Annotated in this window: 26 protein-coding genes and 6 tRNA genes; 10 read left to right on the top strand and 22 right to left on the bottom strand. The window is 62.5% G+C overall.

All coding sequences use genetic code 11. The features are described 5' to 3' along the window. Nucleotides 1-7: 7 nt before the first annotated feature. The 10 genes from flgH to HU772_RS17330 form a co-directional block, all read right to left on the bottom strand. The gene (gene flgH, locus HU772_RS17285; protein WP_186660878.1) at nt 8-703 is read right to left on the bottom strand and encodes a flagellar basal body L-ring protein FlgH; all 696 of its coding nucleotides are present in this window, start codon (nt 701-703) and stop codon (nt 8-10) included. Between the two features lie 79 nt (nt 704-782). Next, nucleotides 783-1568 (bottom strand): flagellar basal-body rod protein FlgG, encoded by a 786-nt coding sequence (gene flgG, locus HU772_RS17290; protein ID WP_186660880.1) that lies wholly within the window; start codon nt 1566-1568, stop codon nt 783-785. Between the two features lie 48 nt (nt 1569-1616). Beyond that, nucleotides 1617-2357 carry a flagellar basal-body rod protein FlgF gene (flgF, locus tag HU772_RS17295; RefSeq protein WP_186660882.1) on the bottom strand — a complete coding sequence of 247 codons (741 nt, stop codon included), beginning with the start codon at nt 2355-2357 and terminating at the stop codon, nt 1617-1619. 161 nt (nt 2358-2518) lie between these two features. Next, on the bottom strand, nt 2519-2707 hold the full coding sequence (locus tag HU772_RS17300; protein WP_186660918.1) for a hypothetical protein: 189 nt from the start codon (nt 2705-2707) through the stop codon (nt 2519-2521). A gap of 67 nt (nt 2708-2774) precedes the next feature. Beyond that, nucleotides 2775-4097, bottom strand: coding sequence for a flagellar hook protein FlgE (flgE, locus tag HU772_RS17305; RefSeq protein WP_186660883.1), 1323 nt, complete (start codon nt 4095-4097; stop codon nt 2775-2777). A gap of 30 nt (nt 4098-4127) precedes the next feature. Then, nucleotides 4128-4826: a flagellar hook assembly protein FlgD gene (gene flgD, locus HU772_RS17310; RefSeq protein ID WP_186660885.1), complete on the bottom strand. Its 699-nt coding sequence runs from the start codon at nt 4824-4826 to the stop codon at nt 4128-4130. A gap of 13 nt (nt 4827-4839) precedes the next feature. Continuing rightward, complete coding sequence (flgC, locus tag HU772_RS17315; protein ID WP_104445064.1) at nt 4840-5283, bottom strand: flagellar basal body rod protein FlgC; 444 nt, start codon at nt 5281-5283, stop codon at nt 4840-4842. 2 nt (nt 5284-5285) lie between these two features. Beyond that, nucleotides 5286-5693 (bottom strand): flagellar basal body rod protein FlgB, encoded by a 408-nt coding sequence (gene flgB / locus HU772_RS17320; RefSeq protein WP_186660886.1) that lies wholly within the window; start codon nt 5691-5693, stop codon nt 5286-5288. Between the two features lie 289 nt (nt 5694-5982). Further along, the gene (cheR, locus tag HU772_RS17325; protein WP_110605516.1) at nt 5983-6810 is read right to left on the bottom strand and encodes a protein-glutamate O-methyltransferase CheR; all 828 of its coding nucleotides are present in this window, start codon (nt 6808-6810) and stop codon (nt 5983-5985) included. A 53-nt stretch (nt 6811-6863) separates the two neighbouring features. Further along, nucleotides 6864-7793: a chemotaxis protein CheV gene (locus HU772_RS17330; RefSeq protein ID WP_186660887.1), complete on the bottom strand. Its 930-nt coding sequence runs from the start codon at nt 7791-7793 to the stop codon at nt 6864-6866. Between the two features lie 63 nt (nt 7794-7856). On the opposite strand from HU772_RS17330, the gene flgA reads away from it, so the two are divergent. The 4 genes from flgA to HU772_RS17350 all read left to right on the top strand — a co-directional run bounded on the left by flgA (nt 7857) and on the right by HU772_RS17350 (nt 10433). After that, complete coding sequence (gene flgA / locus HU772_RS17335) at nt 7857-8606, top strand: flagellar basal body P-ring formation chaperone FlgA (protein ID WP_186660889.1); 750 nt, start codon at nt 7857-7859, stop codon at nt 8604-8606. 173 nt (nt 8607-8779) lie between these two features. After that, entirely contained in the window at nt 8780-9094 is a 315-nt protein-coding gene (gene flgM, locus HU772_RS17340) for a flagellar biosynthesis anti-sigma factor FlgM (RefSeq protein WP_186660891.1), read from the top strand. 47 nt (nt 9095-9141) lie between these two features. Then, complete coding sequence (locus tag HU772_RS17345; protein ID WP_186660892.1) at nt 9142-9609, top strand: flagella synthesis protein FlgN; 468 nt, start codon at nt 9142-9144, stop codon at nt 9607-9609. Nucleotides 9610-9689: 80 nt separating this feature from the next. Next, complete coding sequence (locus HU772_RS17350; protein WP_186660893.1) at nt 9690-10433, top strand: flagellar brake protein; 744 nt, start codon at nt 9690-9692, stop codon at nt 10431-10433. 65 nt (nt 10434-10498) lie between these two features. Here the strand turns inward: HU772_RS17350 and HU772_RS17355 are convergent, their stop codons facing one another. The 3 genes from HU772_RS17355 to bkdR form a co-directional block, all read right to left on the bottom strand. After that, the gene (locus tag HU772_RS17355) at nt 10499-11833 is read right to left on the bottom strand and encodes an MFS transporter (RefSeq protein ID WP_186660895.1); all 1335 of its coding nucleotides are present in this window, start codon (nt 11831-11833) and stop codon (nt 10499-10501) included. Nucleotides 11834-11961: 128 nt separating this feature from the next. Then, a complete protein-coding gene (locus HU772_RS17360; protein WP_186660917.1) occupies nt 11962-13203 on the bottom strand; it encodes a glutamine synthetase family protein in 1242 nt (413 codons plus the stop codon). A 282-nt stretch (nt 13204-13485) separates the two neighbouring features. Continuing rightward, a complete protein-coding gene (gene bkdR / locus HU772_RS17365) occupies nt 13486-13974 on the bottom strand; it encodes a Bkd operon transcriptional regulator BkdR (RefSeq protein ID WP_186660896.1) in 489 nt (162 codons plus the stop codon). A 198-nt stretch (nt 13975-14172) separates the two neighbouring features. Between bkdR and HU772_RS17370 the strand changes: the two genes are divergently transcribed. From HU772_RS17370 to lpdA, 4 genes are read left to right on the top strand one after another with little or no spacing between them, the layout of a single operon-like run. Further along, the gene (locus HU772_RS17370) at nt 14173-15405 is read left to right on the top strand and encodes a 3-methyl-2-oxobutanoate dehydrogenase (2-methylpropanoyl-transferring) subunit alpha (protein WP_186660898.1); all 1233 of its coding nucleotides are present in this window, start codon (nt 14173-14175) and stop codon (nt 15403-15405) included. Between the two features lies 1 nt (nt 15406). Further along, the gene (locus HU772_RS17375; protein WP_110738600.1) at nt 15407-16465 is read left to right on the top strand and encodes an alpha-ketoacid dehydrogenase subunit beta; all 1059 of its coding nucleotides are present in this window, start codon (nt 15407-15409) and stop codon (nt 16463-16465) included. Next, complete coding sequence (locus HU772_RS17380; RefSeq protein WP_186660900.1) at nt 16466-17734, top strand: dihydrolipoamide acetyltransferase family protein; 1269 nt, start codon at nt 16466-16468, stop codon at nt 17732-17734. Nucleotides 17735-17736: 2 nt separating this feature from the next. Then, nucleotides 17737-19116, top strand: a complete 1380-nt coding sequence (lpdA, locus tag HU772_RS17385) for a dihydrolipoyl dehydrogenase (protein ID WP_186660902.1) — start codon at nt 17737-17739, stop codon at nt 19114-19116. A gap of 65 nt (nt 19117-19181) precedes the next feature. Here the strand turns inward: lpdA and HU772_RS17390 are convergent, their stop codons facing one another. Beyond that, complete coding sequence (locus HU772_RS17390) at nt 19182-20180, bottom strand: sensor domain-containing diguanylate cyclase (protein ID WP_186660909.1); 999 nt, start codon at nt 20178-20180, stop codon at nt 19182-19184. A 219-nt stretch (nt 20181-20399) separates the two neighbouring features. Here HU772_RS17390 and HU772_RS17395 point away from each other — a divergent pair, with 219 nt between their 5' ends. Next, nucleotides 20400-20960 carry a hypothetical protein gene (locus HU772_RS17395; RefSeq protein ID WP_186660910.1) on the top strand — a complete coding sequence of 187 codons (561 nt, stop codon included), beginning with the start codon at nt 20400-20402 and terminating at the stop codon, nt 20958-20960. A gap of 40 nt (nt 20961-21000) precedes the next feature. On the opposite strand, the gene HU772_RS17400 is transcribed toward HU772_RS17395, so the two are convergent. Continuing rightward, nucleotides 21001-21077, bottom strand: a tRNA-Arg gene (locus HU772_RS17400). Nucleotides 21078-21150: 73 nt separating this feature from the next. Then, nucleotides 21151-21774 carry a phosphonate metabolism protein/1,5-bisphosphokinase (PRPP-forming) PhnN gene (gene phnN, locus HU772_RS17405; RefSeq protein ID WP_186660912.1) on the bottom strand — a complete coding sequence of 208 codons (624 nt, stop codon included), beginning with the start codon at nt 21772-21774 and terminating at the stop codon, nt 21151-21153. 346 nt (nt 21775-22120) lie between these two features. Between phnN and HU772_RS17410 the strand changes: the two genes are divergently transcribed. Then, a complete protein-coding gene (locus HU772_RS17410) occupies nt 22121-22444 on the top strand; it encodes an Arc family DNA-binding protein (protein WP_186660913.1) in 324 nt (107 codons plus the stop codon). A gap of 222 nt (nt 22445-22666) precedes the next feature. On the opposite strand, the gene mgtE is transcribed toward HU772_RS17410, so the two are convergent. The 6 genes from mgtE to HU772_RS17440 form a co-directional block, all read right to left on the bottom strand. Further along, nucleotides 22667-24109 (bottom strand): magnesium transporter, encoded by a 1443-nt coding sequence (gene mgtE, locus HU772_RS17415; RefSeq protein ID WP_186660914.1) that lies wholly within the window; start codon nt 24107-24109, stop codon nt 22667-22669. Between the two features lie 445 nt (nt 24110-24554). Continuing rightward, nucleotides 24555-24631 (bottom strand) — tRNA-Arg (locus HU772_RS17420). Between the two features lie 71 nt (nt 24632-24702). Then, nucleotides 24703-24779, bottom strand: a tRNA-Arg gene (locus tag HU772_RS17425). Between the two features lie 70 nt (nt 24780-24849). Beyond that, nucleotides 24850-24926: transfer RNA gene (locus HU772_RS17430), tRNA-Arg, on the bottom strand. 70 nt (nt 24927-24996) lie between these two features. Further along, a tRNA-Arg gene (locus tag HU772_RS17435) sits at nt 24997-25073 on the bottom strand. Nucleotides 25074-25121: 48 nt separating this feature from the next. Beyond that, nucleotides 25122-25212, bottom strand: a tRNA-Ser gene (locus HU772_RS17440). Nucleotides 25213-25234: the final 22 nt, after the last annotated feature.

Here is a 25234-nt window from a genome sequence, read left to right on the forward strand (position 1 = left end):
TCCGTACTCAGAAAGGCCAGAGCGGGCTGATGAAGAAACGGTCCAGCCAACCAGGCTGGCTGGCATCGGCGAACGAGCCGGTGCCCGAATAGGTGATGCGCGCATCGGCCACGCGGGTGGACGGCACGGTGTTGTCGGTGGCGATGTCGTCGGCGCGTACCAGGCCGGCGATGCGCACCAGCTCTTCACCGGTGTTCAGGGTCATCCACTTCTCGCCGCGCACGGCGATGATGCCGTTGGGCAGCACCTCGGCGACGGTGACGGTGATCGAGCCAGTCAGGGTGTTGCCCTGGGTGGCCTTGCTGTCGCCCTTGGTGGTGCGATCACCGCTGTAGCCGGCGTCCAGGGTCAGGTCGCCACTGCCCAACGGATTGTTGGTGTTGGGCACGGTACCGAACAGCGAAGTCAGACCAAGGTTGGCCTTGCTGTTCTTCTGGATCTGCGAGCCGGCGTTCTTGCTTGCCGAGGTGCGCTCGTTGAGGGTGATGGTGATGATGTCGCCGACGCGGAACGCCTTGCGGTCGGTGTACAGGCTCTGCTCGAAGCCGGCCTGGTAAATCGAGCCGTTGTTGGCCGCCGCCGGCAGCGGGGTGCGCGGCAGCACCGGCGCATAGTACGGGTCGTTGGGCTTGGGCGTCGGCGCGACGCAACCGGCCAACAACACCACCCCCCCCAGGGCGAATACGGACAACGAACGCATCATGACACTTACCTCACGGTGAAACAGGCGCTGCAACAACGAGCGCATGGTCAGCGGCCCGCGCCAGGCGAGCCGCCAGGGCTTACAGCTGCTGGGTGACGAACGACAGCATCTTGTCGGCGGTGGAGATGACCTTGGAGTTCATCTCGTAGGCGCGTTGGGTGGTGATCATGTTCACCAGCTCCTCGACGGTGCTGACATTGGAGGCTTCCAGGGTCTGCTGCTCGGTGGTGCCAAAGCCGTTCAGGCCCGGGGTGCCGACCTGCGGCGCACCGCTGGCCGCGGTTTCCAGGAACAGGTTGCCACCGATGGCCTGCAAGCCGGCCGGGTTGATGAAGTCGGCGGTCTGGATGTTGCCGATAATCTGCGCCGCCGGGTTACCCACGGTGGTGATCGACACGGTGCCGTCCTTGCCGACGGTGAAGGTCTGCGCATCTGGCGGCACGACGATGGCCGGTTCCAGGGCGAAGCCGTTGGCGGTGACGATCTGGCCGTCGGAGTTCAGGTGGAAGGTACCGTCACGGGTGTAGCTCACGGTGCCGTCCGGCTGCAGGATCTGGAAGAAACCGCGACCGTTGACGGCCATGTCCAGCGGGTTCTCGGTGGTCTGCAGGCTGCCGGCGACGAAGCTTTTCTGGGTGCCGACGATACGCACACCGGTACCGACCTGCAGGCCCGAAGGCAGTTCGCTGTCCTGGGTCGACTGGGCGCCAGGCTGGCGCTTGATCTGGTACAGCAGGTCCTGGAACTCGGCGCGATCCCGCTTGAAGCCGGTGGTCGAGACGTTCGCCAGGTTGTTGGAGATGACGGCCAGGTTGGTGTCCTGGGCGGACAGGCCGGTTTTCGCGACCCAAAGAGCTGGAAGCATTTAGTGTTCTCCTCGTGCGCCTGTTTTTCGGCACCCGTTCAAATGTGATTAGCCGATTTGCAAGACACGGGCCATGGCTTCATCGCCTTCCTTGGCCGCGTTCATCATCTTGACGTGCAGTTCGAACTGACGGGACAACGCCAGCACCGAGGTCATTTCCTCGACGGCATTGACGTTGCTCGACTCAAGGAAGCCCGAGACCACGCGGACATTGACGTCGGCATCGGCCGGCTGGCCATTGCTGGTGTGGATCATGCCGTCCGGCCCCTTGGTCAGGCCCTTGATGTCGGGGTTGACCAGCTTGATGCGGTCGACCTCGGCCATCACTCGCGGGTCCTCGCCCATGGCGCGAATGCTGATGGTGCCGTCGTCGCCCACCTCGACCTGCTGCTCCGGCGGAATGGCGATCGGCCCGCCATTGCCGATCACCGGCATGCCGTTGCCGGCGCGCAGCACGCCCAGGGCATCGATATTCAGGCTGCCGGTGCGCACGTAGGCTTCACTGCCATCGGGGGCCTGCACGGCGATGAAGCCCTTGCCGGACACCGCCACGTCCAGCGGACGACCGGTCTCGACCAGTGCACCCTCGCTGAAATCGGTGGCCGGGCGCTCGGTCATGGCAAAGGCACGCGCCGGAAAGCTGTCGCCGAACACCGGCATCGAACGCGCCTGTTCCAGGTCGCGCTGGAACCCATTGGTGGAAACGTTCGCCAGGTTGTTGGCATGGGCCTTCTGCGCCAGCGCGTTCTGGCTGGCGCCGGTCATGGCCACATAAAGCATCTTGTCCACAGCATCTCCTCTACGCGAACCTTGCCGCGCTGTCGTTGGCAAGGATGAAGCAATTATCGAACCAAACTGACAAAGCCCTTTAACACGGGGCTTTCAGGCACGATGACGGGCACGAGCGTCAGTTTGTCGGCGAATCCTTGCCGCCAGCGGCAACCGCGGCGTCAGTCAGCGCGGCAGGCGCCATTGTTGTAGGGCCCGGAATGGCGCTTCCACCCCTCACCCGGATCGGTGGCCGAGCACATGTAGCGCCCGGTCGCCAGGCTCTGCCATTGGTACCAGGGCGCTGGCGCGGCCTGCAGCGACAGGGCGATCAACAACGCGCCCGCCACCACGAACATCGACTTGTTCACGGCATCAACCTCCTCTGCCAGACGTGAAAAAGCCCCTGCAGGCAGGGGCTCGATCACGCCACGCTCATCAGGTCATCTGGATGATGGTCTGCATGATGGTGCTTTCGGTGGAAATGGTCTTGGCGTTGGCTTGGTAGTTGCTCTGCGCCTTGATCAGGTTGACCAGCTCGCCGGTCAGGTCGACGTTGGAGTCTTCCAGGGAGCTGCCGGCGATACGACCCAGGGTGCCGGTGTCCGGCTCGCCGATGATCGGTACGCCCGAAGCGTAGGACTCTTTCCAGGCAGTGCCGCCGACTGGCGTCAAGCCTTGCAAGTTGGCGAAGTTGGCAATCGCCACCTGGCCGATGACCTTGTTCTGACCGTTGGTGAAGTTGGCGAACATGTTGCCGCTCTGATCGACGGTCAGGCCGGCCAGCTCACCAGTGGCATAGCCGTCCTGATCCTTGGCGGTAGTGGCCGAGGCCGCGTTGTATTGCGTGGTGGCCAGCATGTCCAGGGCCACGCCACCTGGGCGCATCACCGCGCCGTTGCTTACCCAGTTGCCTGCGGCATTCTTCTCGGCTGGAATCCAGGCGTCGAGCGTGAAGGTCTTGTCGGGAGCAATGGTCAGGCCACCCGTGACCGTACCGGAGGTCATGGCCGCGGTGTTCAGTTTGCCCGCAGTGGTGAATGGCAGGGTGTTCTTCAGCGGCGTGGCCAGGGTCGGATCGGCCGGGTTACGACCATCGATGGTGGTGTACATGCTCCAGGTATTGGTGCCAGCTTCCTTGACGAAGTACTGGTTCATCTGGTGCTCGTTGCCCTGGCTGTCGTACACCGGGGTGTTGAACTTGTAGTTGTAGCTACCGACGGTGGCCGGGTCGAACGGCGAAACCGATGGCGCATTGTCGCTGGAGTTCAGGTTGACGGTCTCATTGATCCGACCGGTCGGCTTCGGCGCCAGGTTCGAGGTGTCGATCTTCAGGTCGGTCAGCGCGCCCGGAATGACCTTGCCGTTGTCATCCACCGGATAGCCCTGCAGGTTGGCGCCACTGGCGTTGACCACGTAGCCTTCCTTGTCGCTGTAGAAGGCGCCGGCACGGGTGTAGATGCGCGAGCCGTTGTCGTTCAGGGCGAAGAAACCGTTGCCGTCGATGGCCATGTCCAGCGCCTGGCCGGTACCGTTGATGTTGCCCGGGTTGAACATCTGCGAGACCGCCATGGTCTTCACACCGCTGCCAACCTGGGTCTTGCCGCCGGCAGTGCCGCGGATGGACTGCGAGTACTGGTCGCCGAATTCGGCACGGGACGATTTGAAACCGGTGGTGGCGACGTTGGCAATGTTGTTGCCGGTAACGTTCAGAGCCTTGTTCGCCGCATAGAGACCGCTAAGGCCGATATTGAAAGACATTTACTCGCTCCTTGTGCCGTTTCTGCGGCGTTAAATTCCGATGGTGGTGACTTTGGAGATGCCGACTTTGCCGATACCGGCCAGGTCGAGCATCATCTCGCTGCCGTTCTGGAAGCTGACGCTGTTGACCTTGGCCGGCAGCAGCGTGGCCAGCGTCTTGGCCTTGCCATCGACCTTGGTCTCGGCACTGAAGGTGTAGGTACCCGGGTCGACCGCCTCACCCTTCTCGTTCTTGCCGTCCCAGATGAAGTCGGCGGTACCGGCCTTCTGCGCACCCAGGCCAATGGTCTTGACCACGTTGCCGTCCTTGTCCTTGATGGTGACCTTGCCCTCGGTGATGTTCGAGGGCACCACGACCTGGCCATTGAAGCTCTTGGTGGTATCGACCACCGCTTTGTCGCTTGCCACGATCACCGAGCGACCGACCAGCGAGGTGGCCTGCAGCGCCTGGGACGAGCCGATGCCGGTGAGGATGCCGTCGACCGACTCCTTCAGCGACTGGATGCCCTCGAGGCTGCTGAACTGGGCCAGCTGCGCGACGAACTCGCCGTTGTCCTGGGGATCGAGCGGGTTCTGGTTCTTCATCTGCGTCACCAGCAACTGCAGGAACGCATCCTTGCCCAGCGCGCTGCCGGCCTGGCCGGTGCTGCCGTTGTTCTTGCTGGCAGGTTTTTGCAGCGACTCCAGGTAGCCGCTGCCGACCTGGTTATCGGTATTGGTGGTAGTCATTTCGGCTCCCTGCTTACTGACCCAGGGTCAGCACTTTCTGCATCATGTTCTTGGCGGTGTTCATCAGCTCGGCGTTGGTCTGGAACGCGCGGCTGGCGGAGATCATGTCGGCCATCTCCTCGACCACGTTGACGTTCGGGTAGTAGACGTAGCCGTCCTTGTTCGCCGCCGGGTGGTTCGGCTCGTAGCGCGCCTCGAGGTTGCTCTGGTCCTCGATGATGCCCTTGACCTGCACCCCCTGCCCCGCCTCGCCCTGATCCTCGAACAGCGACTGGCCGGCGCCGGCCTGGGCCTGCTGGAAGGTGGTGGCGAACACCGGGTGGCGGGCGCGGTAGGTCTGGTCGATGCTCGACGAGACGGTCTCGGCGTTGGCGATGTTCGAGGCGACGGTGTTCAGGCGCGTGTTCTGCGCGCTCATGCCGCTACCGGCGATATTGAAGACACTGGCAAGGGACATGGTCACTCTCCGCGCAGGGCCGATACCAGCCCTTTGAATTTACTGTTGAGCAAGGTGAAGCTGGCCTGGAAGCCAACGGCGTTTTCCGTGTAGTTCGATTGCTCGATCTGCGCGTCCACGGTGTTCTGGTCGATCGACGGCTGCATCGGCGTGCGGTACTTCAACGTGTCGTCCATCATTGCCAGGCCTTCTGCCTCGATGTGACGGCTGTTGGTGCGATCCAGGGCGATACGCCCGCTCTGCTGCTTGTCGGACTCGGCGGCGAGCACTGACGAGAAGTCCATGTCGCGCGCCTTGTAGTTCGGCGTGTCGGCGTTGGCGATGTTGTTGGCCAGCACCTCGGCGCGCTGGGCGCGGAAGCCCAATGCCTTTTCGTGGATGCCAAGGGCCTTGTCGAAGCTGATGCTCATGTCGGGGAACCTTCGAAGGTTGACCAGCGTTGCGTTGTCTGAGCTATAGCAAGGGCTGTGCCAACCCGATCAAAGCCTTTGAACTCGGGGTTTGCATCAGCAACGATGAGCCACCGCTGCCAGAAAAGCGGCAAAGTGCTTCCGCTTTGCAGCCGCCAGGCGGCAATCGAACGGATGCCAGGGCGGCAAAACAAAATATTGACGGCGGATGTTTGAACCCGCAGCGCGCAGGCATGAAAAAGGCCGGCATCTCGCGATGCCGGCCTTTCGTTGCCGCCTGCCACCCGCCTCACTTGGCCTGGTAGATGATCCCTGGGCTGCACTGCACCATCTGGTAGTGGTCCGGCAGGCCATTGAGCGCCTCGGAGGCGCCCAGGAACAGATAGCCACCGGGCTTGAGCGTGCCATGGATACGCATGAGGATGTCCTTCTTGACCTGGGCCGAGAAGTAGATCAGCACGTTGCGGCAGAACACGATGTCGAACTTGCCCAGCGGCGCGTAGCTGTCGAGCAGGTTGTAGGAGCGAAACTCGACACGGCTGCGAATCGGCGGCTTGATCGCCCAGCGCCCCGGCCCCTTGGTATCGAAGTAGCGCTGCAGACGCTCCTGGGACAGCCCGCGGGCAATGGCCAGGCTGTCGTACTCGCCGGTCTTGCAGTTGTTGAGCATGGCACCGGACAGGTCGGTGGCGACGATCTGCGCGCCCATCTTCAACTGGCCCAGGTTGGTGCGTTCGAACTCGTCGATGGCCATGGAGATGGAGTACGGCTCCTGCCCGGACGAACAGGCCGCCGACCAGATGCGCAGGCGCTGGCCGGGATTGTTCTTGATGAACTCCGGGATCACCTTGTTCTTGAGCACCTCGAACGGGTAGGTGTCGCGAAACCACAGCGTCTCGTTGGTGGTCATGGCATCGACCACCTGCTCGCGCAAGCCACCGCGTGGCTGGGTCTGGATGCGCTGCACCAGCTCGCCCAGCGACTTGATGCCCTGCTGCTCCATCAGCTTGTTGAGACGGCTGGAGACCAGGTACTGCTTATTCTCGCCCAGCAGGATGCCACAGGCTTTCTCCAGGAAGACCCGGAACTGTTCGAAATCCAAATTACCCGTAGACAATGCTGCCGCCTCTTTCTTATAAACCGCGTGCGCCGGGGCGAACCCCGGCCGTTTCAATGACTCGCCTTGATCCGATCGACCACGCGCTGGGCGAGATCGTCCGGCTTGAACTTGGCCAGGAAGTCGTCGGCGCCGACCTTCTTGACCATCGCCTGGTTGAATACCCCAGACAACGAAGTATGCAGGCAGATGTGCAGCTTTTGCATGCGTGGATCGCTGCGGATCTCCGCCGTGAGGGTATAGCCGTCCATTTCCGGCATTTCAATATCCGAGATCATCATGAGGAATTCCTCCTCCGGACGCTTGCCCTCGTCCACCAGCTTGCGCAGGTAGTCCAAGGCCTGGCGACCGTCATTGAGCGCCACCACCTCGACGCCGACGGTCTGCAGGCACCGGCTCACCTGCTTGCGCGCCACCGATGAATCATCGACCGTCAGCACCCGCAGCATCACCGCCTTGTCCTGCACCTCGGCATCGATCACACCCTCGGACACCGACTCGGACGACGGCGCCACCTCGGCCAGCACCTTCTCCACATCGATGATCTCGACCATGCGGTTGTCGACCCGGGTGACCGCGGTCAGGTAGTGATCGCGCCCGGTACCCTTGGGTGGCGGATGGATCTCTTCCCAGTTCATGTTGACGATGCGCTCGACCGAGTGCACCAGGAAGCCCTGGGTCTTGGTGTTGTACTCGGTGATGATCACGAAGCTGTTGCGCGTTTCTTCCTTCAGCTGCGGAAGGCCGGTGGCCATCGACAGGTCGAGGATAGGAATGGTCGCCCCGCGAATGTTGGCCACCCCGCGCACCACCGGATGGGACTTGGGCAGCAAGGTCAGTTCCGGGCACTGCAGCACCTCCCGGACCTTGAACACATTGATGCCGTAGAGCTGGTCGCCATTGAGGCGAAACAACAGTAGCTCCAGGCGATTCTGCCCCACCAGCTGCGTGCGCTGGTTGACCGAATCCATCACTCCAGCCATGCCGGACTCCTTCAACGATTGCCTGCGTACCAAGTCGGCACGGGCTTTGCTTTTTTGAGCGCCATGTACACGAAAACGACATTTTTCCGACGACTGACGCGCCTGCTGACCGGCTCCCTGGCCGCGTTGTGCCTGATGGTACCCGGCATCAAGACGCTGGCGGACACTTTTACCTTGCCTGAACAGCTTATCGGTGTCACTCAAGGGTTTCTTGAATTCACCGTGGAGGATTATCTGGCGACCACCCAGACCCAGGGCCGCTACGAGATCGAAGTGAACAAGCTCGACCCGCGCCTGCGCATGCCACTGTGCAGCCAGCCGCTGGACGCCTCGCTGGAAAGCCCTACCCCTCTGGGACGAGTTACGGTGCGGGTGCGCTGCGACAGCACGGCGCCGTGGACGGTGTTCGTCCCCGCCCAGGTGCGCCTGCTGCGCGACGTGGTGGTCATGACCCGTCCGCTCAAACGTGACAGCGTGGTCAGCGAGGGCGACGTGGCCCTGCGCCAGCGCGATGTCGGCACCCTCGGCCAGAGCTACCTGACCCAGCTGGACCAGGCCGTGGGCCTCAAGCTGCTGCGCCCGACGGTACTCGACCAGGTTCTCACCCAGCAGCACCTGGAGCAGGCCGAAGTGGTGCGCAAGGGCGACCATGTGGTGATCATCGCCCGCAGCGGCAGCCTGAGCGTGCGCATGCCGGGAGAGGCGCTGGACAAGGGCGGCCTGCAAACACAGATCCGCGTGCGCAACCTCAATTCCAAGCGCGTGGTCAAGGCCAGGGTGACCGGGCCCGGCCAGGTCGAGGTGGCCATGTAGCCCAGGTGACGAAACGACGACGGAAAGCTGGCGGTGCGCAAGCGGGCGCCCTAAACTGTGTCGGGAATCGGGTGACGCAGGCTGGCTTTGAGGCAGTGTCGCTTTCCTGCCTAAAGTTTCTTTCGGGTTGGCCGAAAACCAGGCATGCGTCCTAATACCCAGGGGTTCTGATCATGGTCATCGACTTCAGTCGTTTGAATAATTCTCCGTCCATCACGGGCGGCGTTCGCGGCAATGCCGCGCCAGGCACCACCGAGAAGACCGGTGAAGCCAGCGAGGCGCCAAAACACGCCAGCGCCAGCGGAGAAGCGGTACATCTGAGCCCAGAGGCCCAGCAATTGCAGAAGATCAGCGACAAGCTGCGCGACCAGCCGACCGTCAACAGCGCCCGCGTGGCCGAGTTGAAGCAGGCCATCGCCGACGGCAGCTACAAGGTCGATGCCGACCGGGTCGCCAGCAAACTGCTTGATTTCGAAGCCCAGCGCTGACCTTCAGGCGCGCTGACTTCCAGGACGCAACACGCCAAGAGTTAGCCATGCACGACATCACTCTGCTGCAACTGATCGAAAACGACATCGCGCCCACGCAGGAACTGCTCGAACTTCTGCAAAACGAAGCGATAGCCCTGCATGGCCGCGACATGGCCGTACTGGAGCAGATCCTGGCCCGCAAACAGTCGTTGATCATCTTGCTCGAGCAGCAGGGTCGGCGCCGCAGCCAACTGCTCGCCAGCCTCGGCCTCAGCGCCGATCGTGCCGGCGCAGAAGCCCTGGCCGCCCAGTCGAGCAATGGCCAGGCCATCCTCGCCCGGCTCGCCGAGCTGAGCAACCTGATGGACGCCTGCCAACAGGTGAACGCCACCAACGGCCAGATCATCCAGGTGCAGCAGCACGTCACCGCCAACCAGGTGCGAATCCTCCAGGGTGGCGACTCTCCGTCGCTCTACGACGCCCGCGGCGGCACCTCGCCGATGGCCAAGCCGCGCGCGATCAGCCAAGTGTGATTAGTGGTATCAAGGCACGGAACATACTGGCAAAATGCCGTTAATTGCGTGTGTCGTTTTTGCCTGGAGATTGAAAACCCGTGTTCAATGAATCCGATGCTCCCCAGCCACCGAAGGTGCTGACCACTCCTTTGGAGATTACGGCCAACCTGCGCCAGCTGCTGGAGAGCCACGATCCGCTGATCATCAGCTTCCATGAGCGCAGCCAGCGCTTCCAGAGCTATGTGGTGCATGTCGACCGCGAGGCGGGGGTACTGGCACTGGACGAGATGATCCCGCGCGACGGCGAAAAGTACATCGAGAACGGCGAGGCCTTCCGCATCGAAGGTTTCCACGATGGCGTGCGCATCGCCTGGGAAAGCGACATCCCGCTGACCATCACCGAGATCGATGGCCATCGCTGCTACCGCGGCCCTCTGCCGACGGAAATCACCTACCACCAGCGCCGCAACGCCTTCCGCGCCGCGCTGAAGTTGTCGCAACTGGTCGACATCGTCCTCGACGGCACCCACCTCAAGGGCAATGGCGGGCTGCGCGGCAAGCTGCTGGACATTTCCGCCACCGGCTGCAAGCTGCGCTTCGAAGGCAATGTCGAAGAGCGCCTGCAACTGGGCCAGGTCTACGAGCGCTTCAAGGCCGGCAATCCCCTGGGCTTGACCGACACCCTGGTCGAACTGCGCCACCTGCACTACGAAGAACGCATCAACACCACCTTCGCCGGTGTGCGCTTCCACAACCTCAATGGCCAGGCCCAGCGCAAGATCGAAAGCTTCGTCTACCAGCTACAGCGAGAAGCGCGGCGCTTCGATAAAGACGACTACTAAGAAAAACGCCACCTTCGGGTGGCGTTTTCGTTCCGGCACGATAGTCGTGGGCGTCAGGAATGCACTCAGCTCCTGCCCTCCCCGGCCTCAGGCGGCGCTACCTGAGCGCCTTTATCTTCTTCCTCGGTATCCTCCGCCGCCACCGGCGCCTGCATCACATCCTGCACCGTCTGCTCATCGACCCGCGGGTCAAGCGCCGCCGACAATGGCGAGCCTGCCGCCGGCATCGCCACGTGCCCCAACGGCGCATCCTGGACCTGGTGCAAGCCGGTCACCGCTTTCGGCCTGATGCGCCACACCAGCACCAGGGCAAAGAACAGGAAGAAGGCGTACAGCATCTGCGCCCCGAGCAGTTTCATCAGCACACCGGCGGCCAGCGGCCCGATACAGGCGCCGACACCGTAGGTCACCAACAGCATGGCCGTCAGCGACACCCGCCGCTCGCTCTCCACATGGTCGTTGGAGAAGGCCACCGCCAAGGGGTAGAGGCAGAACTGCAACAGCGAAATGACAAAACCAATGGCAAACAGCAGTGCCAACGGCACGCTCGGCAGGATCGCCAGCGGCGCCGACGCCAGCGCCAGGCCGATCGCCGCGCTGCGGATCAACACTGCGCGGTCATAGCGGTCGGATAACCAGCCCAGCGGCCACTGCACCACCAGGCCGGCGAAAATGCAGCTACCCATGAACAAGCCGACCTGCTCGGTGGACAATCCTTGGTTGGCCGCATACAGCGGTGCCAAGCCATAGAAGGAACCGACGATCAAGCCGGAGCCCAGCACGGTGGACAACGACTGCGGCACCCGCTTGATGAAAAACTTCGGTTCCATTGGCGCCGGGCGCAAAGGCGCGGGGTGGATACGCCGGGTCATGGCCACCGGCACCAGGCACAGGGCAAAGCACATGGCCACCAACATCAGCAGTTCCGGCCCCAGTTGCGGGTGCACCACCAGGATCAACTGGCCCAGCACCAGCCCCAGGTAGGAGGCGATCATATAGCCACTGAATACCGCACCACGGTGCTTGGCGTCGGCCTGTTCGTTGAGCCAGCTCTCGATGACCATGTATTGGCACATCATCCCCAGGCCGACGATCATCCGCAGCCCGACCCAGGCCGGCAACCAGCTGGTCAGGCCATGGCCGAGCACCGCCGCGCCGACGATGCCGGCGCAGGTGGCATAGGCGCGGATGTGACCGACCCGGGCAATCAGCCGGTGGCCAATCTTGCCTCCCAATGCCAGGCCGAAATAGTTGGCCGCCATCAAGGCGCCGACCCACAGGCTGTCGACATGCTCGGCCGCCAGGCGCAAGGCCAGGTAGGTACTGAGCAGGCCCGAGCCGATCAACATCATCAGGGCGGCGAAATACAGCGAACGAAAAGACTTCCAGATCTGTCGCATGCGTTCCGAAAAGCTCCCTGGTCAGGTGGCGGCGGTGCAAGCAAGCATAAGGGCAATTGCCTGACCGCGCAGGCCCCCGGCAGCGAAAAAAACCACCGGCGACGTACGCGGTACAGGGCGTGTCGCGTTCAGGCCTGCGCCGCCAGTACACGGCGTTCCCACGGCGTGATCTCATCGAAGAAATCCGTCAGCTCGAGGGTCTTGGTGGCGATGTAGCCTTCGATGAACTCCTGGCCGAACAGTTCCCGCGCCAGGGCGCTGCGCTTGAGGCGCTCCAGTGCCGCATGCAAGGTGCAGGGCAGGCTCAGGTGCTCCGGCACCTCGAACTCCCCCTGGATGGCCGCCGCCGGCACGATCTGCCGCTCGATGCCATGCAGCCCGGCGGCGAGGCTGGCGGCAATCGCCAGGTACGGATTGGCGTCGGCACCCGGCAGGCGGTTTTCCACCCGTCGCGCCACCGGCGAGCTGGCCGGGATGCGCAGCCCGGCGGCGCGGTTGTCTTCGGACCAGCAGGCATTGTTGGGCGACGCATAAGGGTGGCACAAACGCTGGTAGGAATTGACGTGAGGCGCGAACAGCACGGTGAAGTCGGCCAGGCAGGCCTGCAAGCCGCCGATGAAATGGTGGAAGGTGTCGGTTGGCGCGCCCTGCTCGTCGCTGAACACATTGCGCCCGCTGGTGATCTCGACCAGGCTCTGGTGAATGTGCATCGAACTGCCCGGCGTGTGCGCCAACGGCTTGGCCATGCACACCACGCTCAGGCCATGCTTGAGCGCGACTTCCTTGAGCAAATGCTTGAACAGGAAGGTCTGGTCGGCCAGCAGCAGCGGGTCGCCATGCAGCAGGTTGATCTCGAACTGGCTGACGCCCATCTCGTGCATGAAGGTGTCGCGCGGTAGCCCGAGCGCCGCCATGCAGCGGTACACCTCGTTGAAGAACGGGCGCAGGCCATTGTTGGAACTGACACTGAAGGCCGAATGGCCCATCTCCCGACGCCCGTCCTTGCCCAGCGGCGGCAGGAATGGCTGGGCGGGGTCGGTATTGGGGGCAAAGACGAAGAACTCCAGCTCGGTGGCCACCACTGGCGCCAGACCACGCTCGGCATAACGCGCCAGCACCGCCTTCAGCTGGCCGCGACTGGACAGCCCGGACGGCACGCCATCGAGTTCGACCGCATCGCAGATCGCCAGGGCGCGTGGCTCGTCGCTCCAGGGCAGGCGGTGGATCTGCGCGGGGTCGGCCACCAGCGCCAGGTCACCGTCGTCGCTGCCATAGAACTTCGCCGGCGGGTAGCCGCCCATGATGCACTGCAGCAATACCCCGCGCGCCATCTGCAGGCGCCGGCCTTCGAGGAAGCCCTCGGCGGTCATCACCTTGCCACGGGCAACGCCGTTAAGGTCCGGGGTGACACATTCGATTTCGTCGATACCCTGCAGGTGCTGGGCCTGGTGATGCGGGCCTTCGGTCGTCATGACGCTGTCCTTGTTGTTGTGTACGCATGCCGCAATGGCGGTGAACACAACATAGACAGAGGGTGTTTAAAATATCAAGCACCCCAATTCCATGGCGCACTGTTCACGGGTAAACCCGCTCCCACAGGTTCACCGTTGCCCTTGCGGGTGGCCTGGTACCTGCGAAAGGGCCAGCCCAGGTTATTGCTCACGCAAGGTCATGCCATTGGCCGGCAACGGCAGCGCGGTCTTGTAGCGCACCTGCTTCAAGGCAAAGCTGGAACGAATGTTCGCCACCCCCGGCAACCGCGTCAGGTAATCGAGAAACCGCTCCAGCGCCTGGATGCTCGGCAGCAGCACCCGTAGCAGATAGTCCGGGTCACCGGTCATCAGGTAGCACTCCATGACCTCGGGCCGCTCGGCGATCTCTTCTTCGAAACGGTGCAGCGATTGCTCCACCTGCTTCTCGAGGCTGACGTGGATGAACACATTGACGTCCAGCCCCAGCGCCTCCGGTGACAACAGCGTTACCTGCTGGCGAATCACGCCCATCTCCTCCATAGCCTTGACCCGATTGAAACAGGGAGTGGGCGACAGGTTGACCGAACGCGCCAGTTCCGCGTTGGTGATCCGGGCGTTTTCCTGCAGGCTGTTGAGAATGCCGATATCCGTACGATCCAACTTACGCATGAGACAAATTCACCTGGTTTTTGTGTTTGTCCGGAATGTTTATCTTCCCTGCCCGGCAAAGGCAACGAACTTGAGAGAAAAATTCTCCGGCCATCCCCCTATGATGTAAAAGACGCTGACTTGCCAGTCACAAGCCGGTACTCAGCGGCGGCCGCTTCAAAGCTCACAAAAACAACATTCGAGCGAGCGTAAAAAGCAATGAACGAGTACGCCCCCCTGCGTCTGCATGTGCCCGAGCCTACAGGCCGGCCAGGCTGCCAGACCGATTTCTCCTACCTGCGTCTGAACGACGCCGGCCAAGTCCGTAAACCCCCTATCGATGTAGAGCCCGCCGACACCGCGGACCTCTCCTACAGCCTCGTGCGCGTGCTCAACGAGCACGGTGACGCTGTCGGCCCCTGGGCCGAGGGCATCGACCCGCAGGTGCTGCGCCAGGGCATGCGCGCCATGCTCAAGACGCGCATCTTCGACAGCCGCATGGTGGTCGCCCAGCGCCAGAAGAAAATGTCTTTCTACATGCAGAGCCTGGGCGAGGAAGCCATCGGCAGCGGCCAGGCCCTGGCCCTGAACCGCAGCGACATGTGCTTCCCCACCTACCGCCAGCAGAGCATCCTGATGGCCCGCGATGTGTCGCTGGTGGACATGATCTGCCAACTGCTGTCCAACACCCGCGACCCACTCAAAGGCCGCCAGCTGCCGATCATGTACTCGGTGCGCGAAGCCGGCTTCTTCACCATCAGCGGCAACCTGGCCACCCAGTTCGTCCAGGCGGTCGGCTGGGCCATGGCCTCGGCGATCAAGGGCGACACGAAAATCGCCTCGGCCTGGATCGGCGACGGTGCTACCGCCGAATCCGACTTCCACACCGCGTTGACCTTCGCCCACGTCTACCGCGCCCCGGTGATCCTCAACGTGGTCAACAACCAGTGGGCGATCTCCACCTTCCAGGCCATCGCCGGCGGTGAATCGACTACCTTCGCCGGCCGTGGCGTGGGCTGCGGCATCGCCTCGCTGCGGGTCGACGGCAACGACTTCATCGCGGTCTACGCCGCCTCGCGCTGGGCCGCCGAACGCGCCCGCCGTGGCCTGGGCCCGACACTGATCGAATGGGTCACCTACCGCGCCGGCCCACATTCGACCTCGGACGACCCGTCCAAGTACCGCCCCGCCGACGACTGGAGCCACTTCCCGCTAGGCGACCCGATCGCCCGCCTCAAGCAGCACCTGATCAAGGCCGGCCATTGGTCCGAGGACGAGCACCAGGCCGTCAGCGCGGAGCTGGAGGCCGAGGTGATCAAGGCGCAGAAGGACGCCGAGCAGTTCGGTACCCTGAGCAATGGCCATATCCCCAGCGCCGCCTCGATGTTCGAGGACGTGTACAAGGAAATGCCCGACCACCTGCGCCGTCAGCGCCAGGAACTGGGGGTCTGAGATGAACGATCACAACAACAGCATCCATCTGGAAAACGCCATGTCCACCACTACCATGACCATGATCCAGGCCCTGCGCTCGGCCATGGATGTCATGCTCGAGCGCGATGACAACGTGGTGGTCTATGGCCAGGACGTTGGCTACTTCGGCGGCGTGTTCCGCTGCACCGAAGGCCTGCAGACCAAGTACGGCAAGTCGCGCGTGTTCGATGCGCCGATCTCCGAGAGCGGCATCGTCGGCACTGCCGTGGGCATGGGCGCCTACGGCCTGCGTCCGGTGGTCGAGATCCAGTTCGCCGACTACTTCTACCCCGCCTCCGACCAGATCGTCTCGGAGATGGCCCGCCTGCGCTACCGCTCGGCCGGTGAGTTCATCTCGCCGCTGACCCTGCGCATGCCTTGCGGCGGCGGCATCTACGGCGGCCAGACCCACAGCCAGAGCCCGGAAGCGATGTTCACCCAGGTCTGCGGCCTGCGCACGGTCATGCCGTCCAACCCCTACGACGCCAAGGGCCTGCTGATCGCCTCGATCGAATGCGACGACCCGGTGATCTTCCTCGAGCCCAAGCGCCTGTACAACGGCCCGTTCGACGGCCACCACGACCGGCCGGTGACCCCCTGGTCCAAGCACCCGCACAGCGCCGTGCCCGATGGTTACTACAGCGTGCCGCTGGACAAGGCGGCCATCACCCGCCCTGGCAACGATGTCACCGTGCTGACCTACGGCACCACCGTGTACGTGTCGCAAGTGGCCGCCGAGGAGAGCGGCGTCGACGCCGAGGTCATTGACCTGCGCAGCCTCTGGCCGCTGGACCTGGAGACCATTGTCGCCTCGGTGAAGAAGACCGGCCGCTGCGTGATCGTCCACGAAGCCACCCGCACCTGCGGCTTCGGCGCCGAACTGGTGTCGCTGGTCCAGGAGCACTGCTTCCATCACCTCGAGGCGCCGATCGAGCGCGTCACCGGCTGGGACACCCCCTACCCCCACGCACAGGAATGGGCTTACTTCCCAGGCCCTTCGCGGGTAGGCGCGGCACTGAAACGGGTCATGGAGGTCTGAATGGGAACGCACGTCATCAAGATGCCGGACATTGGCGAAGGCATCGCGCAGGTCGAGTTGGTGGAATGGTTCGTCAAGGTCGGCGACCTGATCGCCGAAGACCAGGTGGTTGCCGATGTCATGACCGACAAGGCCACCGTGGAAATCCCCTCGCCGGTCGCCGGCAAGGTCCTGGCCCTGGGCGGCCAGCCAGGTGAAGTGATGGCGGTCGGCAGCGAGCTGATCCGCATCGAGGTCGAAGGCAGCGGCAACCATGTCGACGCGCCCCTGGCCAAGCCGGTAGAGCCGGCAGCCGCGCCGGTCAAGGCCGAAGCCAAGCCCGAGGTGCGCCTCGAAGCACCGCCACAGGCCGCCACGCATCACATCGCCGCGCCGATCGTGCCGCGCGAAGCCCACGACAAGCCACTGGCCTCCCCCGCCGTGCGCAAGCGCGCGCTGGATGCCGGTATCGAGCTGCGCTACGTGCATGGCAGCGGCCCGGCCGGGCGCATCCTGCACGAAGACCTCGACGCCTTCATCAGCAAGCCGCAGACCAGCGCTGGCCAGGCGCCAGGCGGCTACGGCAAGCGCACCGACAGCGAGCAGGTGCCAGTGATCGGCCTGCGCCGCAAGATCGCCCAGCGCATGCAGGACGCCAAGCGCCGCGTCGCCCACTTCAGCTACGTCGAGGAAATCGACGTCACCAACCTCGAGGCCCTGCGCCAGCAACTCAATGCCAAGCACGGCGACAGTCGCGGCAAGCTGACCCTTTTGCCGTTCCTGGTACGTGCCATGGTCGTGGCCCTGCGCGACTTCCCGCAGATCAACGCCACCTACGACGACGAAGCCCAGGTCATCACCCGCCATGGCGCTGTGCACGTGGGCATCGCCACCCAGGGCGACAATGGCCTGATGGTCCCGGTGCTGCGCCATGCCGAAGCCGGCAGCCTGTGGAGCAACGCCAGCGAGATCGCCCGCGTCGCCCACGCCGCGCGCAACAACAAGGCGACCCGTGAAGAGCTGTCCGGCTCGACCATTACCCTGACCAGCCTCGGCGCACTGGGAGGCATCGTCAGCACGCCAGTGGTCAACACCCCAGAAGTGGCGATCGTCGGTGTCAACCGCATGGTCGAGCGGCCAATGGTGATCGATGGCCAGATCGTCGTGCGCAAGATGATGAACCTGTCCAGCTCGTTCGACCATCGCGTGGTCGACGGCATGGACGCCGCCCTGTTCATCCAGGCCGTGCGCGGCCTGCTGGAACAACCTGCCTGCCTGTTCGTGGAGTGATCATGCAACCGATTATCGACACCACCCTGCTGATCATCGGCGGCGGCCCCGGCGGCTATGTCGCCGCCATCCGCGCCGGGCAACTGGGCATCCCCACCGTGCTGGTCGAAGGCCAGGCGCTGGGCGGCACCTGCCTGAACATCGGCTGCATCCCGTCCAAGGCACTGATCCATGTGGCCGAGCAATTCCACCAGGCCAGCCGCTTCACCGAACCTTCGCCGCTGGGCATCAGCGTGGCGTCGCCGCGGCTGGACATCGCCCGCAGCGTCGAATGGAAGGACGGCATCGTCGACCGCCTCACCAGCGGCGTCGCCGCCCTGCTGAAAAAGCACGGGGTGAAGGTGATCCACGGCTGGGCGAAAATTCTCGACGGCAAGAGCGTCGAGGTCGATGGCCAGCGCATCCAGTGTGAACACCTGTTGCTGGCCACCGGCTCGAGCAGCGTCGAATTGCCGATGCTGCCGATTGGCGGGCCGGTCATTTCCTCCACCGAAGCGCTGGCACCCAAGGCATTGCCGCAGCACCTGGTGGTGGTCGGCGGTGGCTATATCGGCCTGGAACTGGGCATCGCCTACCGCAAGCTCGGCGCCAAGGTCAGCGTGGTGGAAGCGCGCGAGCGCATCCTGCCGACCTACGACGCCGAGCTGACTGCGCCGGTGGCCGACGCGATCAAGAAACTGGGCATCGCGCTCTACCTGGGGCACAGCGTCGAGGGCTATACGGATGGCTGCCTGCTGGCCAGCGATGGCCAAGGTAGACAACTGCGCCTGGAAGCCGACCAGGTACTGGTGGCCGTCGGTCGCCGCCCACGCACCAAAGGCTTCGGCCTGGAAAGCCTGGAGCTGAAAATGAATGGCGCCGCCATCGCCATCGACGAACGCTGCCAGACCAGCATGCGCAATGTCTGGGCCATTGGCGACGTCGCCGGCGAGCCGATGCTGGCACACCGGGCCATGGCCCAGGGCGAGATGGTCGCCGAGATCATTGCCGGCAAGAGTCGCCGCTTCGAGCCCAGCGCGATCGCCGCGGTGTGCTTCACCGATCCAGAAGTGGTGGTGGTCGGCACTACTCCTGAACAGGCCAGCCAACAGGGCCTGGACTGCATCGTCGCGCAATTCCCTTTTGCCGCCAACGGCCGGGCCATGAGCCTGGAAGCCAAGACCGGTTTCGTACGCGTGGTGGCACGCCGTGACAACCACCTGATCCTCGGCTGGCAAGCAGTGGGCGTGGCGGTTTCCGAACTGTCCAGCGCCTTCGCCCAGTCACTGGAAATGGGCGCGCGCCTGGAAGACATCGCCGGTACCATCCACGCCCACCCAACCCTCGGCGAGGCAGTGCAGGAGGCGGCATTGCGGGCCCTGGGCCACGCACTGCATATCTGACGCAGGACACTGAAGCGGCAATAGCCGATTTGGCCCGCTGCGCCCCAGGCGTCGCGGGCATTTTTTTACTCGGCGATAACGTTCTTGCCTGCCGCTTTAGCCTGGTACAAGGCCTTGTCGGCACGGACCAGCAGGTCGCGCTGGTCTTCCCCATCCTGCCACTGCACCACGCCATAGCTCATGGTGAGCTGGCAATCGCCTACCGGGGCAATATCGGCCACCGCCCGCTGAATCCCAATGGCAATATCACGCGCGTCCTCCAGCGCGGTCTGCGGCAAGACGACGGCAAACTCGTCGCCGCCCCAGCGTGCCAGCAAGTCCTGATCACGCAAGCGCCCCTGAATACGCTCACTCACCTCGATCAGCGCGGCATCGCCCTGGGCATGACCATGACGATCGTTGATCGGCTTGAAGTCATCCAGGTCCATGGCGATCAGCGCCAGTGGCTCACGGAAGCGCCGTGCGCGCTCGCATTCCTGCTGCAGGGTTTTCTCCAGGCGGTAGCGATTGGCGACGCGGGTCAGTGCATCGCGCTCGGCGAGTTCACGGTTCTCGTCCAGTTGGCGCTGCAGTTGCTGGTTGACCCACGACAGCTCGCGGGTGCGCTCGGCAACCAGGGTTTCCAGCGACTGGTTGCGTTGTTCCAGCTCGGCCACCAGGCGCTTTCCGGCGTCGATGTTGCGGTGCGCGCCAAGCATCCTGGCCACCGAACCATCCGGGTTGCGGGCGATGATATGACCGCTGTCCTCGATCCACAGGTAGCTGCCGTCCTGGCAGCGGCAGCGGTATTCGATGCGATAGCGTTCATTGCGTTGATTGATGTAGGCCTCGAAGTGCGCCATTACCCGCGGATAGTCCTGCGGGTGGATAACGCCTTCCCAGGTCAGCACGGTATTGGCCATGGCATGGCTGGCATAACCCAACATCGAGTACCAGCCAGGGTTGCGGTAGACATACCCGCTGTTGGCATCCCAGTCCCAGATGCCATCGCTGATGAGGTCAAACAAGGTGTGTAGTTGCTGCTCGGTAAAACCCGCCGGGATCGGCTTGATTGCCTGACTCATGGACGCTCTCCTTGGTATCCAGCAACTGCGCCCCGGTCACGGTGCTGCCGACATGCATGACGATTGCCGCAGGCGGCAATACTGTTCCTCTCGCGGGCAAGCATATGCCGAGTGGCGAGTACCCGGAATAGCTCGAACGGCCTATTTCGCAGCGAGTAGCCCAGTGGCACAGCTTTTGCCACTTTTGCCGGGTCTTTCGCATCATCCATGGAGGAAACCATGCTTATCACCGCAACCGGGCTGGGTTGGCAAAACGTGCAACAGCACAATCGCAGCGGCAACGAACAGTCCGCCAGCCCCTTCCCGGCCTTCTCGGCCATCCCCGCAACCCGTAAGGCCGAGACGCCGCAGAACAGCCAGGGCGGCACATCACAACAGCAAGCCGAGGACAACAGCAAGGAAGCCTTTGCCAAGTTGATGGCAACACTGCAAAACCCGAAAGCCGACAGTACGCGCCAGGCCAGCACAGACAAGCAGGAAGCATCCGTTGCCCTGCAGGAGTTCCGCGATTACATGGCCAAATCACCGGCGCAGAAGATCAAGGAAAAGATGCTTCAGGAACTGGGCCTGACACCAGAAGAGTACGACGCACTGCCCCCGGAGCAAAAACTGAAGATCGACAAGCAGATTGCCCAGCGCATCGAGGAGGACGCCGAGCTGAAGACCCAAGCCAAGATCGTCCAGCAGCAGTATCGCGCTCAGGCACCAGGGCTGGTGGTTGAGGAGGTGAGCAAGACGACTGACCGGGACATCGAAAAGCGCTACTCCGCCAGCCTTTGAAGCAAAGACGGCGCGATGGTCATGAGGGGAAATCGGAAGATGGCGTCCCAGGCAGGATTTGAACCTGCAACCTTCCCCTTAGGAGGGGGATGCTCTATCCAATTGAGCTACTGAGACATACAAGCCGCCAGCGAACGCTGTACGACGGGACGGCGAGCATGTTAACCAGCACGCCGCCGTTTGTCATGCCTCAATCGGGCAATTTGCATGTCGGACTTTTCTGCACGCTCGAGCGGCCCACGCCCTGCTCTTCCAGCAAACGCAACAACGCGCGGCATGCGTTCGCCAGCGAGGTCGAATTGTCCAGCACCTGAACCTCGGCGTCATAGGCTTGCAGGCTGGCATTGCGGGCCAAGCGCTGCTCGATCGCCTCAAGGCTCTCCCGCCCCCGGGCAAGCAAACGCGCTCGCAAGGCGTCGGGCGATACCACCAGGCCCACTGCCAACAGATCGGGATAGCGACGACGGGCAATTGCCAGATGGCCACGCGATCCATTGACCAACACCGACCTGCCAGCGGCAAGCCAACGGTCGATCTGTATTGGAATGCCGTAGCGCAAGCCATTGGCCTGCCAGTCGAGGGCGAACGCACCTTCATCGCGCATGGCCTGGAACTGCGCCTCGCTCACGCCATGGGCATCTTCCCCCTTGGCCTCGGCCGAGCGGGTGATGACCCTGCGGGCCACTTCCACGCCCCGTGCCCGCAACGCCTCACGGGCCGCATCGATCAGGGAATCTTTTCCCGAACCAGACGGTCCTATGAGGAATATCACACGCGCCCTTGAGATCGCCCCGTTGCTTGCGTCATATTGCATAGCCACTATGCTCAATGTGAAGGAAACCCGCAAATTGTAAGCTTTTCCCCGGGCTTTTGTTGCTTATTACCAGATTTTGACGACAAACGTCTGACACCACCAAACACGGATGTATGTGAAACTTTTCAAACCAGTGCTCATTTCTGATAATTGGTACTGGCAAAAAGCCTTTATCCAGATCACTATTTGTCACAGAATTGACGCCAAGGAAACGGCGACCATGAGGCAAGATGAACACCCAAAATCACATCACGGTTGAACATTTTGTCGTCGCCGCGGTCGTACTTCCACCGTGCGGCCAATTTGAGAACCGCTTCCCCTGAACCAGAACAACCGGTCAATTTATATGCGCCCAATGAAACAGGCTATCTATTCGAGCCGCACCGCTGACAAGTTCGTCGTCCGCCTGCCAGACGGGATGCGTGAGCGCATTGCCGAGGTAGCGCGCAACCATCACCGCAGCATGAACTCCGAAATCATCGCGCGCCTGGAGCAGAGCCTTATCCAGGAAGGTGCGCTGGGTGAAGAGCTGAGCATGCGCCTGGACAGCCCAGAGCTCAGCCTGCACGAACGCGAACTGCTGCAGCGCTTCCGCCAGCTGTCTCATCGCCAGCAGAATGCCCTGGTCGCCCTCATCGCTCACGATGTGGAAATGGCAGCAGACGCCTGATCTCGACACGCAACTGCCGCACACAAAAAAGCCAGCGCAAGCTGGCTTTTTTGCATCTGGTGATTGTGGGGGCACGGCAGGTTAACGCACGCCCCCTGTAGGAGCGGCCTCGTGCCGCGAAAGGGCCGCGCAGCGGCCCCGGCGATCTATGCGTCAACGTTGAAATCCTGGGGCCGCTTTCCGACCCTTTCCGGCCGGTCCGACGCCTCGGCAAGGCCGCTCCTACAGCAGGAACAGCGTAGCCAGACCGAGGAAGATAAAGAAGCCGCCGCTGTCGGTGACCGCCGTGATCATCACACTCGACCCCATCGCCGGATCGCGCCCCAGACGCGTCAGGGTCATTGGGATCAACACCCCCATCAATGCGGCGAGCAACAAGTTCAAGGTCATCGCCGCCGTCATCACCAGACCCAACGACCAGCTCCCATAGAGCCAGAACGCGACCACGCCAATCACCCCACCCCAGATCAGACCATTGAGCAGCGATACCGCCAGCTCCTTGCGCATCAGGCGGCTGGTGTTGCCCGGCGACACCTGGTCCAACGCCATGGCCCGGACAATCATGGTGATGGTCTGGTTACCCGAGTTGCCGCCGATACCGGCCACGATCGGCATCAGCGCGGCAAGAGCCACCAGCTTTTCGATGGAGCCTTCGAACAGGCCAATCACCCGCGACGCGACGAAGGCGGTGATCAGGTTGATCGCCAGCCAGGCCCAACGGTTGCGCAGCGAACGCCAGACCGAAGCGAAGATATCTTCCTCTTCACGCAGACCGGCCATGTTGAGCACTTCGCTTTCGCTCTCTTCACGGATCAGGTCGACCATCTCGTCGATGGTCAGACGACCGATAAGGCGGTCGTTCTTGTCCACCACAGGCGCAGACACCAGGTCGTAACGCTCGAACGCCTGAGCCGCATCGTAGGCATCTTCCTCGGGGTGGAAGGTCACCGGGTCATTGGCCATGACCTCCGCGACTTTCTTTTCCGGGTCGTTGACCAACAACCGCTTGATCGGCAGCACACCTTTGAGCTTGCCGTCGTAATCGACCACGAACAATTTGTCGGTGTGCCCCGGCAGCTCCTTGAGCCGACGTAGGTAGCGCAACACCACTTCGAGGCTGACATCTTCGCGGATGGTCACCATCTCGAAGTCCATCAACGCACCGACCTGCTCCTCGTCATAGCTCAGGGCCGAGCGCACACGCTCGCGCTGCTGGGCATCGAGGCTTTCCATGAGCTCGTGCACGACGTCACGCGGCAGCTCCGGCGCCAGGTCGGCGAGTTCGTCGGCGTCCATCTCTTTGGCGGCGGCCAGCAACTCGTGATCATCCATATCGGCGATCAGGGTCTGACGAACAGCGTCGGAAACTTCGAGCAGGATGTCGCCGTCACGGTCCGAGCGCACCAACTGCCAGACCGTCAGACGGTCTTCCAGCGGCAAGGCTTCAAGGATGTAGGCGATGTCGGCAGGGTGCAGGTCATCGAGCTTACGCTGCAGCTCGACGAGGTTCTGGCGGTGGACGAGGTTTTCCACCCGGTCATGGTGGTGACCTTCCTGACGGTGCGTCAGGTCCTCGACCACCCGCTGGCGCTGCAGCAGTTCGATCACCTGGGCCAGGCGATCCTGCAGGCTTTCTTGGGCTTTCTTTACTTCGATTTCGGTCATAGGCGAACTCCACTCCCAGCAGCGGAGCACGCCGGGAGAATCAATCGGTCAGATCTTGCTGTATGAAGCGCGTTAAGGAGTAACTACTGGGTAAGTCCATGGTGGGATTCCACAAGCCCCGGCGGGGCTGACGGGCGCAATCATACACTGTGCAAGCTGTCGGATCGCTTAAATTTTTGGCCAGAACAATCGTTTGCGCGATAAAGCTATGACAACGCTCGAAGCCAACAGTGCGACGGTGGGCGCGATAGAAAAAGCACATCGCATTAACGGCCACCTGAAAAATTCACGACCTGCCTCGAACCGTGTAAGACAGCCTTGTTGGCGGATCAGGTGATGCCACACGAATCGCGATAACTACTGAAAAGCGTAGATGCACATCCGCGACAATTCAGTGCGGCAGAAAAACAAAAAGCCCGCTCGAATGAGCGGGCTTCTTGATGTATGGCGGACTCAGGAGGATTCGAACCTCCGACCGCTCGGTTCGTAGCCGAGTACTCTATCCAGCTGAGCTATGAGTCCGTAGGTGGTAGTTTTAGACCAGGTTACCACTGGTGGGTGAAACAGCCTTGCAAGCAAAGCCACTTCAAAAGTGGCGGACTCAGGAGGATTCGAACCTCCGACCGCTCGGTTCGTAGCCGAGTACTCTATCCAGCTGAGCTATGAGTCCGTAGGGTAGTTTTAGACCAGGTTACCACTGGTGGGTTGAAACAGCCTTGCTAGCAAAGCCACTTCAAAAGTGGCGGACTCAGGAGGATTCGAACCTCCGACCGCTCGGTTCGTAGCCGAGTACTCTATCCAGCTGAGCTATGAGTCCGTGGGGTAGTTTTAGACCAGATTACCACTGGTTGATTGAAGCAGCCTTGCTAGCAAAGCCACTTCAAAAGTGGCGGACTCAGGAGGATTCGAACCTCCGACCGCTCGGTTCGTAGCCGAGTACTCTATCCAGCTGAGCTATGAGTCCGTGTCTTGCTGTGCCATTCAGATCGCACTAAGCGCTCTAGGCAAATAATGGCGGTGAAGGGGGGATTCGAACCCCCGATACCCTTATGAGGTATACTCCCTTAGCAGGGGAGCGCCTTCGGCCACTCGGCCACCTCACCGCAACACGAGGCGAATATTAAA

It is taken from the genome of Pseudomonas xantholysinigenes (genome assembly GCF_014268885.2).
GTDB classification, from domain to species: domain Bacteria; phylum Pseudomonadota; class Gammaproteobacteria; order Pseudomonadales; family Pseudomonadaceae; genus Aquipseudomonas; species Aquipseudomonas xantholysinigenes.